The 14,019-nt window shown below is 34.4% G+C and carries 11 protein-coding genes and 2 riboswitches; all 11 genes read right to left on the reverse strand.

Annotated features, from left to right (window positions below):
* Nucleotides 1-10: 10 nt before the first annotated feature.
* The gene (gene mnmM / locus CLAU_RS01935; RefSeq protein WP_013238997.1) at nt 11-577 is read right to left on the reverse strand and encodes a tRNA 5-(aminomethyl)-2-thiouridylate-methyltransferase MnmM; all 567 of its coding nucleotides are present in this window, start codon (nt 575-577) and stop codon (nt 11-13) included.
* A 124-nt stretch (nt 578-701) separates the two neighbouring features.
* Complete coding sequence (locus tag CLAU_RS19870) at nt 702-860, reverse strand: YezD family protein (protein WP_081442060.1); 159 nt, start codon at nt 858-860, stop codon at nt 702-704.
* An 80-nt stretch (nt 861-940) separates the two neighbouring features.
* A riboswitch (SAM riboswitch) is annotated at nt 941-1,052 on the reverse strand.
* 333 nt (nt 1,053-1,385) lie between these two features.
* Nucleotides 1,386-2,762, reverse strand: a complete 1,377-nt coding sequence (locus CLAU_RS01945) for a nitrogenase component 1 (RefSeq protein WP_023161824.1) — start codon at nt 2,760-2,762, stop codon at nt 1,386-1,388.
* Between the two features lie 16 nt (nt 2,763-2,778).
* Nucleotides 2,779-4,299, reverse strand: a complete 1,521-nt coding sequence (locus tag CLAU_RS01950; RefSeq protein ID WP_023161825.1) for a nitrogenase component 1 — start codon at nt 4,297-4,299, stop codon at nt 2,779-2,781.
* A 176-nt stretch (nt 4,300-4,475) separates the two neighbouring features.
* Complete coding sequence (nifH, locus tag CLAU_RS01955) at nt 4,476-5,303, reverse strand: nitrogenase iron protein (RefSeq protein WP_013239001.1); 828 nt, start codon at nt 5,301-5,303, stop codon at nt 4,476-4,478.
* Between the two features lie 96 nt (nt 5,304-5,399).
* A complete protein-coding gene (gene nifB, locus CLAU_RS01960) occupies nt 5,400-6,671 on the reverse strand; it encodes a nitrogenase cofactor biosynthesis protein NifB (protein WP_023161826.1) in 1,272 nt (423 codons plus the stop codon).
* A gap of 222 nt (nt 6,672-6,893) precedes the next feature.
* The gene (gene metK, locus CLAU_RS01965) at nt 6,894-7,634 is read right to left on the reverse strand and encodes a methionine adenosyltransferase (protein ID WP_122059868.1); all 741 of its coding nucleotides are present in this window, start codon (nt 7,632-7,634) and stop codon (nt 6,894-6,896) included.
* 430 nt (nt 7,635-8,064) lie between these two features.
* Nucleotides 8,065-8,165, reverse strand: a riboswitch (SAM riboswitch).
* Between the two features lie 37 nt (nt 8,166-8,202).
* Nucleotides 8,203-9,159, reverse strand: a complete 957-nt coding sequence (locus tag CLAU_RS01970; RefSeq protein ID WP_023161828.1) for a 3-hydroxyacyl-CoA dehydrogenase family protein — start codon at nt 9,157-9,159, stop codon at nt 8,203-8,205.
* Nucleotides 9,160-9,264: 105 nt separating this feature from the next.
* On the reverse strand, nt 9,265-10,221 hold the full coding sequence (arcC, locus tag CLAU_RS01975; RefSeq protein WP_023161829.1) for a carbamate kinase: 957 nt from the start codon (nt 10,219-10,221) through the stop codon (nt 9,265-9,267).
* 40 nt (nt 10,222-10,261) lie between these two features.
* A complete protein-coding gene (gene uraA, locus CLAU_RS01980) occupies nt 10,262-11,587 on the reverse strand; it encodes a uracil permease (protein WP_013239006.1) in 1,326 nt (441 codons plus the stop codon).
* An 82-nt stretch (nt 11,588-11,669) separates the two neighbouring features.
* Complete coding sequence (locus CLAU_RS01985; RefSeq protein WP_023161830.1) at nt 11,670-14,018, reverse strand: xanthine dehydrogenase family protein molybdopterin-binding subunit; 2,349 nt, start codon at nt 14,016-14,018, stop codon at nt 11,670-11,672.
* Nucleotide 14,019 lies beyond the last annotated feature (1 nt).

The following is a 14,019-nucleotide window of genomic DNA, read 5'->3' on the forward strand; positions in this document are numbered from 1 at the left end:
CGTCAAACAATTATCTCTTTTCAATTGCAATGATCATAGGCGGATTATTAACCTGATTTGTAAAACATAAATTAATTACGTTATATTCCTTCTGATTTAATTTTTCTGTATATTTCTCCAGTTCTTCTTTTTCAAACGTTCCCTCTTTATGTCCGTAATATACAACTAAAATTATTATTCCATTCTTACATATTAAATTCAAAGCTTTTTTAAGTGCCACTAGTGTGGTTTCTGATTTTGTTGTAACAGAATGTTCCCCTTTAGGCAAATATCCCAAATTGAAAATAACGAGATTTATTTTATCTTTTACATATTTGTCCATGTTTTCATGACCATCATGTATTAATTTTACCCATTCAGATACATTGCTTTTCATTAACTTTTCCTTTGTATTTTGAAGGGCAGTTTCCTGTATATCAAAAGAATAAACTTTCCCAGAGCTTCCTACAAGTTCTGCTAGAAGTTCCGTATCATTTCCATTTCCCATAGTAGCATCCACTACTATATCACCTTTATTAAGTTTTATTTTACATATATCCCTAGCTATATTAACTGCATTTGTAAAATAATTTTGCATCAAGTACCAGCTCCATAACCTTTACTAAAATATTATAGTAATAATTTCTATATCATATTATACATCTAATCTGTAAATTTAAAAGCCCATACTTTCCTTTATCTATATATGAAGTAAAAATATATCATACCAACCTAACTTTTTCACTTTTTTCTATTTGTACAACTTTACCATCTTGAATAACTAAAGTTATTGATCCATAGTTAACTACTTTTAACATATCCAACAATCTATCTAGATCCTTTTCTGAAATACCCCGGCAGAGTCTTTTTTTATCCACTATTATCCCTCCCCAATATAAAATTTCCTAAATAAAAAAACTTCCTGCAGATGAAATGCAAGAAGTTATTAATTTCCTCTAAGCTCTCATCTTTCAGGTATATATTCCTGTTGGAATTAGCACCTTGAATATATTTCACTATATCCAGGTTGCCGGGCATCATAGGGCCAGTCCCTCCGCCACTCTTGATAAGAATAATATTAAATTATTATAATTATACAATATTATTATCCATTTATCAACGTCTAATTTTTCTCTCATTTTATTTATGATTGAATTGTGATAATGTTTAGTATACCGCATTTGATCATATCCCAGATAAATTAATAAAGTTAAATAAAAACCCTTTTTTACAGAATAAATTTGATAAAAAAGGGTTATATCTACTGTAGTTACATGACTTCCTCTCTCATCTTCCTCCAAGTTACTTCAACCAGAAGCAGGAACTAGGACCTTTCAAGCAGATGAGCTTTAAAGCTGCAGAGAATTCAAAACTTTTATCACTACGTTTGGGGCAGTTATATAAATTTAAGCACTGGCACTAACTATAGTAGTATATATTTTTTCAAGCAGAGTAAGAGCTCCTCTGTAACCTACATATGATTTTGATATAACCACCTCATAAGATGCTGGAAATCCTATTTCCACTATAAAACCTTTCAATTCTTTAGCTAAATCCCTCTCCCAAGTAGTTCCAAAAATAATAGGAGGTTTATGTCCAAAATCAGTTTTTCTTATCTTATCATGAATTATATAGCTATCTTCTTCAAATTCTACATCTATTGAAACATCATCTGCTATATTCCTATATTGTTCTCGAATAAGATCTCTATATCTTTCTGGTGGATTATCAGTAATAATTTGTTTTGCAGGTATAAGTCCAAGCTGATTTATTAAAAATTTTGTTACCGCTAAATTATAGGCACTATCACCTACAACTGCAAATTTAGCTGGCAATCCCCACCAATACTCTGCATAAAAATCAGAAAAATCCTCTAAATATTCATAGTATTTTCTTTCTTCTCTCTCAATAAATTCTTCTGCTTTATTTTTGTTTATGCCTGCAAAATCCACTACTTTTCTCAAAAAGCTGCTAGTTTCCTTTGCTCCTATAGGAATTGTAGGAATGTGCAAATAAGGCTGACCATACTTTTCCTTTAAATGCTCTGCAGTTTTAAGTCCAAGCCATGGAGAAAGCACCAAATTGAACTGTGCCTTTTTAATGTTTTGCCATTCTGAAACGCCACCGCTTTCATGCCCAAATAAAATATTGACTTCAAGACCTACGCCCTCTAAAATTCTTTTAATTTCTGCAAGATCACCTCTCCAAAAAGTATTGTGATATGGAAGAAGGGACCATACATTCACAAGTCCTTTTTTCAAAGGCCCCTTATAATCTCCTACATACTGATCAATGATGGCCTCTGTAACAAGTTCATGTCCTATAAAATTATTTCCTTTAAATCCTCCTGTTTCAGCATATACTACAGGAAGACCTTTATCTTGAAACTCACTTACTACAGCTCCCACATCATCTCCTACGGTGTCTGGAATACACCCTGTCATAACCACGAATAAATCTGCATCCAGAACTTTAAAAGAAGATTCAATGAGTTTTCTTAACTTATCTTCACCTCCAAATATAACTTCTTTTTCATAAATGTTACTGCTAGGTATCACTGAGCCTCCACCGTAGCCACCGCCCTGAAACCCATTATAAAAAGATATAGTTGAAGTTTGCTTATCTACACAACCGGGACCACAATGAGCAATGGGAATTACCCTTGGAATGGCAAAAGCACTATGGACAGCCCCAATAGCACATCCATACCTTACCTGCTCAATTGAATTTGTTTTTGTAGAACTTTCATTTACATCTATATTTTCTGTTTTAGTAATAGACACTACATTCACTCCTATCTTATAAAACTGATTTTTTCCTCTTAGTTGTATCAAGTACATATGGATCTTTTTGACTTAACCACCATTTTGTATAGGGCAGTTTAATGTGTGCGGCTAAATCCTCATGAAATTTTTTATGTGCAAGTATTCCAAGTATTGTTTCTCCCAAATTTAAAATTCCCTGATAACCTACAGCATGATGCTCATTTCCAAGTGGAGCCGCCGGAATTCCCATGCGAGAAGCTAGAGATGCAAGTCCAGCATGTCTTATAAGAATAAAATCCGGTTTTATATTTTTAAGTAATATACAAAATTGATACTGCTGCCTATTACTTACACTAAAATTGTTTACATCACCGTAGTTATCTACTAAAAATTTCAAAGAATCTTTACCAGGTCCGTTGTTATCGTATATAGGATCATGATGAAACACAAGAGATCCATCCACTTGAATTCCAAGTTCTTTAAGCACTGCAATAAGTCCATGGGAATAAGCTGAACCTGTAGCTGCATATCCTTTTTTACCTTTTAAAAGTTTTCTAAGTTGTTCAAGTCTTGGTGCTATTCTCTTATGTTCTTTTTCTATATATACTTCTGCCTTCTCCTCCCTGTGAGTAACTCTTGCAAGTTCTCTTATCCAAGCATCTGTCCCCGCAATACCATAAGGCTGGGGGGCTTTTACCTCCGGCACACCAAATTTTTCTTCCAGGCCAGCAGCTAAATAAGATGATAATGTATGGCAAAATGAGGTAGTAGCAGCAGCTTCTGAAAGCTGCTCTAAATCTGAAACTTTTGCTAGATCCATCACATAGTTAACTCTAAGTCCAAGTTCTGCCAGCATGGGGCTAAATACATCACTACCCCAGAGACTGATTACATTAACTAAATCCTCCTGTTTTTTCCCTGGATTTTTTCTAACTATCTGCCTTAATATACCATGCTGTGCAGCATCAAAGCCTGTGCTCCAGTGCTTTGATCTAAATCCTTCACAATACAGGGGAATAATAGGTATTTTAAATTCTTCCTGTAGTTTGCCAGCTACACTATCTACGTCCTCCCCAATAATTCCTGTAGCACAAGACGTAGCAATAAAAATTGCTTTAGGATGGTGTCTGTCCCAGGCATCTCTTATGGACTGTTCCAATTTTTTAAGGGCACCAAACACCATATCTGTCTCTTTTATATTAGTATTGATTACTTTCATATTTTCTACAGGTAATTTTCTATTTGCAAGTCCATTTCTATATATGGAATTACAAGCTATCTGGCTTGTTCCACATCCTATGGGCGAATGCTGTATAAGAATTGCATCCCTCACTTCACCAGCCTGGCACTCCACCATTCTCTCACTACAACTAGATCCCTGGGTAAAAGGTCCTATGGCCTCACACAATCTTTTTCCTCCGTTTCCTTTGCATCCTGCACATGTATAAGCAGAATCTCTAGAAAGTTCAGAAGTTTTTCCAGTTTTCCACCCAATAATAGTTCCAAGCCGCTGTTCACGAGTCTTTACCACTGAAGTATCAAGATTAATTTTCATTAACTTTACCCCCTAATTGACCTAAATAAAAATTGAAATTAAACTATTTTATCCGATGACTACCTGCTCTAATACTCCCACTCCTCCAAGTGGGAGTAAAGAGCAGCTACGTCCCTGGATAACGATTTCTAAGCATCAGGTGGAATTAAAGTTCCATCTGATGCCAAGAACTCTGTTTATACTACCTGCTCTACCAGTCCATGTGCTAAAAATATTTCTTCTAGTTTTTTTTGTGACATTGGCTTTGGAATTACAAAATTTTTATTTTTTTCTATTGCCTCTGCCAGGGATCTGTATTCTCTTGCCTGATTTGATTCAGGATCAAATTGTATTACAGTCTGTTTATTGATTTCTGCTCTTTGAACTACATTATCCCTTGGTACAAAATAAATAAGCTGCGTACCTAGTTCCTCTGCAAATGCTTCAAGTAATTCTTTTTCATTGTCCACTTTTCTGCTGTTGCATATGATTCCACCTAATCTAACTCCACCTTTATTTGCATACTTTTTTATTCCCTTTGATATATTATTTGCTGCATATAGTGCCATCATTTCACCACTTGCTACAATATATATTTCTTTTGCCTTTCCTTCTCTAATTGGCATAGCAAAGCCACCGCATACAACATCACCTAAAACATCATAAAAAACATAATCCAGATCTTCTGTATACGCACCAAGTCTTTCGAGCATATTTATGGAAGTTATGATGCCCCTTCCTGCACATCCTACCCCCGGTTCAGGTCCTCCTGATTCTACACATTTTATACCGTTAAAGCCTTCTTTTAATATATAATTTAAATCTACATCTTCACCTTCTTCTCTCAACGTATCAAGTACTGTCCTCTGTGCAAGTCCTCCCAAAAGCAGCCTTGTAGAATCTGCCTTTGGATCACATCCAACTACCATAATCTTTTTTCCTATTTCAGATAAACCTGCAGTTAAATTTTGTGTAGTTGTAGATTTACCTATTCCACCTTTTCCATAAATAGCTATTTGTCTCATTTATATATTCCTCCCAATTTAAAAATAAAAAAATAGAGGCTAAATAAAATGTAAATTCTATTTAGCCTCTGGTTTTCCAGTCAACTAATAATTATTTTACTCATCTTTTTTAAGTAATTTTGCAGCTTTTCTTATACCTTCATTTATTTCCTGGTACATTTGAAATAATCTTATTCCCTTTTCATGTAGTCTATCTATAGGTTCAAATCCTGCTCTAACCACAAGTACTGCGTTACAGTCAATTACACTTTTTATTATATTTTCTATTCTATCTTCATGTTCTCCACAATCATATCCCCCACTGCAGTATCTATTTACCTTTCTCTTTTCTTTAAATTTGATTTCATCATTTATCACATCATATATATAAAATTCTGTTGCATGTCCAAAATGTTCATCTATACTTACACCTGATTTGCTTGCAACAGCAAACCTATACTTATGGCTTTTCAATTGAATTACATTTTTATCCTCTAAGTTGTTTTCACTGTTTTGTGAGCTTTCTGTGCTTTCTCTAAACTCGCCTGATACATCATTATCCAAGGTTCCTATAGCATCTGCCCTGCACTGCCTGCAGTGATACATCTGTTTTAATGTTAACTCACAATCTCTTCTCATATCATTCAATTCCACTTCAGTTACTGTAGGATTATTCTCAAATACACTTCCCTTAACAGGTATAAGAGGCATAATATTCGTCATATATGCTCCACATTCCTTAACTTTCTTTACTATTTCAGGGATATGCAGATCATTAATTCCCTTTATCATAACTATATTTACTTTGCATACTATTCCTTTTTGTGCAGCATATTTAAGTCCTGACAATTGATTATTTAAAAGTACTCTTCCTGCCTCTTCTCCAACAAAAGTATCTCCTAAATAGTTTACAAATTTATATACTTTTCCACCTATTTTAGGATCAACTGCATTTATAGTTACAGTTAAATGTGTAACTCCTAATTCTATTAATTTGTCTGCATAAAAAGAAAGCATTAAACCATTAGTTGAAAGACAAAAAGTAATATCTTTTGATTCTTTCTTTATTAATTCTATGGATTTTTTAGTCTCATCAAAATTTGCAAGAGGATCGCCAGGCCCTGCTATACCTACTACTGTCAAATTTCTTACCTTATCCCTCACTATTTTAAATTTGTCTCTAGCTCCTTCAGGTGTTAGCACTTCACTTGTTACTCCAGGTCTGGTTTCATTTACACAATCATATTTTCTGTTACAAAAATTACAACTTACATTACACTTTGGAGCCACAGGTATATGCATTCTTGCATATTTATGGGCAATACAATTATAACAAGGATGCGTAAGTGTCTTTTCACTAATAGATTTTGTTGCAAGCTCTTTACTCATATTTTATTATCTCCTTTTCTACATCAAGTGATTCTTAGATTCAGGTGGAGTTTACTTATAAGGAATACATTTTCTCCATCTGAACCTTAGAAGAACTTATCCAGGCGCGTAGCAGTGCTTATCCCCCGCTTTGAAAAAATGGGGGTGTTAGCAATGGTAGCGATCGGATAAAAAAGGCCAAAGCAATATTTAAATTACTTTAGCCTTCAGTTTTCTGATCAACTAAATTTTTAAGGATAAACTACTATCCAATTCTTTTTTTATTTCATTAACTTTATCAAGTCTTTCCCAAGGAAGATCTATATCAGTTCTCCCGAAATGGCCATAAGCAGCTGTTTTTATATATATAGGTCTCCTTAAATCCAGATCTCTTATAATTGCCCCAGGTCTTAAATCAAAAAGTTTATTTATAATTTCTAATATTTTATCTTTGCTAATCTTTTCTGTATTAAAAGTATCTACACTAATTGATACCGGTCTTGCAACTCCTATGGCATAAGCAATTTCTACTTCTATTTTATCTGCAGCTCCTGCTGCTACTAAATTCTTTGCTACCCATCTTGCAGCATAGGCTCCTGATCTATCAACTTTCGTTGGATCTTTTCCAGAAAATGCACCACCACCATGTCTTCCATATCCTCCATAGGTATCAACTATTATCTTTCTACCTGTAAGACCTGAGTCGGCTTCAGGGCCTCCTTTTACAAATCTTCCTGTTGGATTTACAAGATATCTTGTATTTGAATCAATAAATTTATGTGGTATTACACTTTTAATAACGAATTCTATCAAATCTTTTTCAATTTTATCATGAGTTATATTCTCATCATGTTGAGAAGAAATTAATACAGTATCCACTCTTACAGGTTTTTCACCTTCATATTCCACTATTTGATCACAAATCTTATCTGGATGACCTTCTGTCACTGATTCTGATGTAAATAATCTTCCCATTTCTATCATCCTCCAATAAATTTTTACTTAACTGCATCTTAGTCCATTGATTATTTAAATAAACAAAGTTCTTGGCATAAGATGGAGTTTTAACTCCATCTTATGCTTAGAACTCGTTATCCAGAGACGTAGCTGCTCTTTACTCCCACTTGGATAAGAGGGTAGTATTAGAGCAGGTAGTCATCGGATAAAAAAAGGCCAGGTTTCACACCATAGAAAAATCTTGCCCTCAAAACTTTTCTATGTAAATAAATGAAACTTGACCTCTAGTTTGTCTAGTCAACCAATAGACATTTAATACATTATTTTAAATAAAACTTCTTATTTTAAAATCGGATGAGTGCTCAAAGAGTAATGAGTCATATTAAAATATTTAACATGTCTTATTAAAAATAAAAAAACTTCCTGTTAGAAACTTCAGGAAGTTATGTCCTCTTGTTTCTCATCTCTCAGGTTTTACCTGCTGGAATTAACACCTTGAATATAAATTCAGGTTGTCGGGCATCATAGGGCCAGTCCCTCTGCCTCTCTTGATAAGAAATTTATTTATTTAATTGTACTATAGTGTAAACTATATTTATTTGTTTGTCAACATAAATTTTTCTTTATCTCTTTCTAGAAAATAAAATAGCAATTCTGCCCGTTCTTTCTGTTTCTTTTCTAAAGTATCTGGTGCCCAATTGTAGAATCCTTGTCCGCTCTTACTTCCTAATTCTCCATTTTTAACTTTGCTTTTAATTAATTTGGAAGGCTCATTTGAATTGCAAAGATCTTTTAATAAATAAGAAGCTATTGAATTAACTGTGTCAAGCCCTGCTAAATCTGCAGTGCAAATTGGTCCTGTAATAGGTAGTCTTCTTCCAAGCCCATATTCAATAGCCTTATCAACCTCTTCTGGTTTTGCCCATTCCTGTTCTACTATATATAAAGCCTCTCTTAAAAGTGCATGCTGAAGTCGATTTCCAATAAAGCCTTGACATTCTTTCTCCATTCTAATAGCTTTTTTGCCTATAAATTCAACCCATTCCATAGTTATTTTCATTGTTTCATCTGATGTTCTTTTACCAGGCACCACCTCTACAAGAGGAATTAATTGTGGTGGATTCCAAAAATGAGCAACTACTACTCTTTCCGGATGCTTTGTATTCTTAGCTATATCTGTTGGTAATAATCCTGACGTACAACTCGATAAAATTATATTGTTAGGGCAAATTTCATCTAACTCTTTAAAAATATCTTGTTTAAGCTCTAAATTTTCTGCTAAACATTCAATTACTAAATCAGCACTTTGAGCTGCCTCTATAATTGTTTTAACAACTTTTATTTTACATAGAATTTCTTCTGGTTGTTTGTTATGAAATTTACCTTTTTCCTTAAAAAGTTTTAAACTTGATTCTATATTTTTCATTCCTTTGTTTAAACTTTTATCTGACCTTCCATACAATAATACATCTAATCCTGCTTGGGCACATAATAATGCTACTCCATGCCCCATTGTTCCAGTACCTAATACAGATACAGTTTTAATTTTCATATTCCCACTCCCCTTAACATAATACGTGCAAATTGCTTTTTATTTTATTAAATAAAAACCAGTAATTTCATCTAACATTGAAATCACCGGTTCATTTTTTAATTTTTACTGTTTATTAGTTATTACTGTTCCTGTTTTACCATGAAGTGCTTCTTTAACTTTTTCAAGAGAAGTTATAATAGTTCGTCTTCCTTTCTTTGATTCAGCAAACATGACAGCAGCCCTTACTTTAGGTAACATTGAACCTGGTGCAAATTGTCCTTCGTCAATATATTTATGAGCATCTTCTGTGTCCATTTGTAATAGGTCTTTTTGATTGCCTTTATTAAAGTTTATTGCAACCTTCTCAACTGCAGTTAATATTAACAAAATATCTGCATCAATTATTTCTGCAATTTTTTCTGACGCAAAATCTTTATCAATAACAGCTGCAACTCCTTCAATTGTATCGCCATCTTTTTCAATTACTGGAACTCCGCCGCCTCCTACAGTTATTACTACATGTCCTGATTTAACTAGTGTTTTAATAATTTCATCTTCCACAATAGATTTTGGCATTGGTGATGCTACGACACGTCTCCAGCCTCTGCCTGCATCCTCTTTCATTGAGTATCCGTTATCTTTCATAAGCTTTTCAGCTTGCTTTCTCGTGAAAAATGACCCAATTGGTTTTGTAGGATTCTTGAATCCTGAATCGTCTTTGTCGACTACAACCTGTGTAATAACTGTTGCAACCTGTTTACTTATTCCTCTCCTCTTTAACTCCTGTTTTAATGCTTGCTGCAAGTGATATCCAATGTATCCCTGGCTCATAGCACCACATTCAGGGAAAGGCATAACGTGATTTAATTCATCTTCTCTTTGTGCTTTCTCATATGCAAAAATAATCTGTCCTATCTGTGGACCGTTTCCATGTGTAATAATAATTTCATTCCCATCTTCTATAAGATCTACTATTGATTTGGCAGTATCCTTACATGTCTTAAGTTGAGCTTCTGCCGATTTATCTTTTGGGTTTTTCTGAAGTGCATTTCCTCCAAGACTGACAACAATTTTTAACATATTTATATCCTCCGAAACTTCGTATTAATTCCTATTGTGTTTATGCTTGAATATTTTTGTCTTTGTCATCAAATCTTATTTTGTATTCTTCATTCATTATTCCTAATTTTCCTAAAATATAGAAAAAAATTGATAATAAAATACCAACTATAGCTGCAAATGCCATGCCTTTAAATTGTACTGTTCCAATTGTAACACTAGCTCCGCTTACACCAACAACAAATGTAATTGCACCTAAAACCATGTTATAGTTTACACTAAAGTCAACTTTTTCTTCAACAAACATTCTAATACCTTGGACAGCTATTAATCCATAAAGAAGCATTGTAATTCCACCCATAACAGGTTCAGGAATTGCTTGTATAGTAGCAGCTATTTTGCCACAGCATGAGAAAATAATTGCAAGAATAGCAGCTCCCCTAATAACCCATACAGAATAAACACGAGTTATAGCCATAACTCCTATATTTTCACCATAAGTTGTATTTGGTGTTGATCCTGTAAAACCTGAAATAACGTTGCTAATACCATCTCCAAGAAGTGATCTCCAGAGTCCTGGATCCTCTAATAGATTTGAACCGGTTATTCTACCAGTAACTATTAAATGACTTATGTGCTCAGCAAGCACGACAAGACACGCCGGAGCAATTATAAATATAGCATTGATATCAAATACAGGTGCTGAAAAATGAGGAATCTGGAACCAACTTGCAGCTGTAATTAATTTTGTATCAACCATCCCCATTGCAAATGCAAGAAGATAACCACAAATAACAGCAATAAGAATTGGTATAACTTGCGCAAATCCTCTAAATAAAACTGAACCAAATATTCCAATAGCCAATGTAAACATAGCAACTCCAATAACACGAGGGTCAGCAACATATGGCTGAACTACTTTACCAACTGCTGTTGCAGCTGGAGCGAGTCCTGCCTGAATTGCTGCTGTTGGAGCAAGTTCCAGTCCTATGACAGCAACCACTGCGCCCATTACAGCCGGAGGCATTACCACATCAATCCATTTTATCCCAAATTTTTTTACAATAAGGGCCATTACGATAAAGAATAAACCAAAAAAGATAAACCCAGATTGAGCATGACTAACTCCACCAAATGAGCCAATAATTAAAAGAGTAGGAGCAATAAATGCAAAACTTGAACCTAAATATGCTGGAATTCCACCTTTAGTAAAATAGGAATAAACCAATGTACCGATACCATTCATAAGTAAGCAAATTGCTGGATTTATGCCTAATAGTAATGGGACCAAGATAGTTGCACCAAACATAGCTGTCAAATGTTGAAAACTAAGAGGTATAGTCTCAAGTACTGGCAGCTTTTCATGAATTCCTACAATACGTCTCATAAATTAACACTCCTATAAATTATTTATTTAAATTCAGTGCAGTATCATTAGATATGCAATATTGCACTGAAATAAATCAAATTTAGTGCTTACATTTATTTAATGCTTTATATACTTTTTCAGCTGTAAATGGAGTTTCAAACAATTCAACTCCTGTAGCATCTGCAATAGCATTTCCCATAGCAGATGTTATAGATATCATTGGATGTTCAGCACATCCTCTTGCCCCGTATGGCCCATCAAGTTGTGGAGTTTCAATGCAGTAGACCTCAATAGAGCCTGGTAAATCCTGCATTGTTGGAATTTTGTAATCGACAAAACTTTTAGTTAATAATTTGCCTTCCTTGTTATATTTAAGTTCTTCTGAAATAGCCGTCCCCACTCCTTGAACAACTCCACCAACTATTTGTCCTTTAACTGCCATTTCATTAATAACCTTGCCTACATCTATAGCTGTTACAATTTTTATAATTTTTGTATCTCCTGTATTAGTGTCTACTTCAACCTCCATAGCGTGAGCACCAAAAGTCCAATCTAAAGCCGGTCTTCCCTGTCCTGTTTCTTGATCTAAAATTGTTAACCCTTGAGCTATACTATTGCCTCTACCAATTAGCGGGCCGCCGATTCCGTTTCCATTTGGATAGGTATACCCCACTGCAATTTCACTATAGTATATTTTTTCTTCTGGAAACTGTTTTACATAAACACATTCATCACCAAGTGCAAGATCATGTTTAGCTGCACGCAATACAATTGCTGCCATATCAAAAATTTGTTCCTTTAAATCATTACATGCTTCAATTACGGCATTACCTGCAAGTATTGTCATACGACTTGCAACCGTCTGCCAATCATATGGTGCTTCATCCGTATCTGTCTCAAATACTACATGAACTTTTTCAATAGGCAAATGAAGTCTCTCTGCAATAATCTGAGCCATTGCTGTATATGACCCCTGTCCCATATCTATACCTGCAACATTAAATCGGATAGATCCATCCTCATTCATTTGAACAATAGCTGATGTAGCTGCATTACTCGGCATTGCAGGTGCCTTATGCAAAACAGCTATACCTTTGCCCCTGTATTTACCCGTTTTCTTTTCTAATACTTTTTCTTCTTCTGATTTAGGTTTTCCCCATCCTATTCTATCGGCTACAGTCTTTATACATTTGATAACGTTTCCAGATTGTTCATGAATGGGTTCACCTGTTATAGTAATAGATCCTGGTCTTAATAGATTTTTAAGCCTAAACTCAAGTGAGTCTATACCTAATTTTTTAGCAACTAGTTCCATTTGTCTTTCAATAGCCCAGAAAATCTCTGCGTGTCCAAATCCCCTATATGCTGTACCAAACAGATGATTTGTATAAACAGTTTCGGAATCTAGTTTAACATTTTCTATATCATATGGACCTGCTCCAGAATAACCGGTAGCTCTTGTGATATTAACACCGTAATCTGCATAAGCTCCTGCATCCCAAAGATATTCAATTTCTTCTGCTACAATTTTTCCTGATTTTTTAACTCCTGTCTTAATTGTAGCAACTAGACCCTGTCTGCAAGGCAGCGTTGATATTTCTTCTTCTCTTGTTGCTACAAATTTTACTGTCTTTCCGTTTGAAGCTTTAGAAAGAAGTGCAATTAATGGTTCAAGGTGAATTCCTGCTTTTCCTCCGAAACCACCACCTATATATGGTACTATAACTTCAATATTCTCCATTGGTATATTTAAAGCAATACTAAACAAATTACGCAGTGTAAATGGTGACTGTGCACTGCTCCAAATTTTTATCTTATCACCTGTACCCCATTTTGCAATTACTGAATGAGTTTCCATTGGAACATGAAGTATTTGAGGTACATAAAATTTATTTTCAATTATTAAGTCCGATTCTTCAAACCCTTTTTTAATATCACCTTTTTTTAACTTAAAGTGATTTGATACATTTGTGTTTGCTTCTGGGAAAAATACGCCTGGAATAGTTTTGTAATTTCCTAAGTCTGGATGAATTAAAATAGCATTAGGTTTTACTGCTTCTTCAACATCTAGTAAAACTGGTAAAGGTTCATATTCAACTTCAATAAGATCTATTGCTCTTTCAGCTATATCAATATTAACGGCTGCAACTGCTGCAACTGCTTCACCAAAATACCTTACTTTATCTACAGCAAGTATTGGTTTATCAACAATATATATACCAAGCTTCTGATAAGCCTCATGGCCAGTCAAAACTGCTTTTACTCCAGGTAATTCTTTAGCCTTACTTGTATTAATACTTTTAATTAATGCATGCGCATAGGGGCTTGTTTTGACTTTTGCATAAAGCATACCTTTAAAGCTTATATCTTGAACATACTGTGCTTCCCCAGTAACTTTTTCTACCCCATCAATCCTAGGGATTCCTTTTCCTACATAATTATAGTCCATA

The organism is Clostridium autoethanogenum DSM 10061 (genome assembly GCF_001484725.1).
Classification (GTDB): Bacteria; Bacillota; Clostridia; order Clostridiales; family Clostridiaceae; genus Clostridium_B; species Clostridium_B ljungdahlii.